Genomic DNA, 458 nt, shown 5'->3' on the forward strand with positions numbered 1-458 from the left:
TTCCACCCCTATGTGCCGCAGGCCGAGTGGGGCGGCTTCGGCCGCTCCGGCGTCGGGCGCGAGCTCGGGCCCACGGGCCTGCGCGAGTACCAGGAGGCCAAGCACATCTACCAGAACCTCACCCCGGGACCCTCCGGCTGGTTCAAGGGCCGGAGCGGCGGCGACTGAGCCGCGACACGCCGGCTCGCCCCTCCACCCCACGGATTTGAAGAAAGGCAGCCCATGGCCTCCACCACCCCTCACGGCGCGGAGTCGGACTACGACTACGTCATCGTCGGCGGCGGCACCGCCGGCTGTGTGCTCGCCGCCCGCCTGAGCGAGGACCCCGACTGCCGCGTCTGCGTCATCGAGGGCGGACCCAGCGACGTGGGTGACGACCGCATCCTGCGCCTGCGCAACTGGATCAACCTGCTCGGCTCGGAGTTCGACTACGGCTACACGACCGTCGAACAGCCGCG

General features: G+C 71.0%; 1 protein-coding gene and 1 pseudogene. Both read left to right on the forward strand.

The features are described 5' to 3' along the window. Positions 1-168, forward strand: a pseudogene (locus LPA54_RS38290) (betaine-aldehyde dehydrogenase); the annotation flags it as partial. Between the two features lie 54 nt (positions 169-222). After that, positions 223-458: lycopene cyclase family protein (locus tag LPA54_RS38295; RefSeq protein ID WP_228984993.1), on the forward strand; the 236-nt coding region annotated here is incomplete at its 3' end.

This window comes from Streptomyces sp. DH12 (genome assembly GCF_020873895.1).
Taxonomy (GTDB): domain Bacteria; phylum Actinomycetota; class Actinomycetes; order Streptomycetales; family Streptomycetaceae; genus Streptomyces.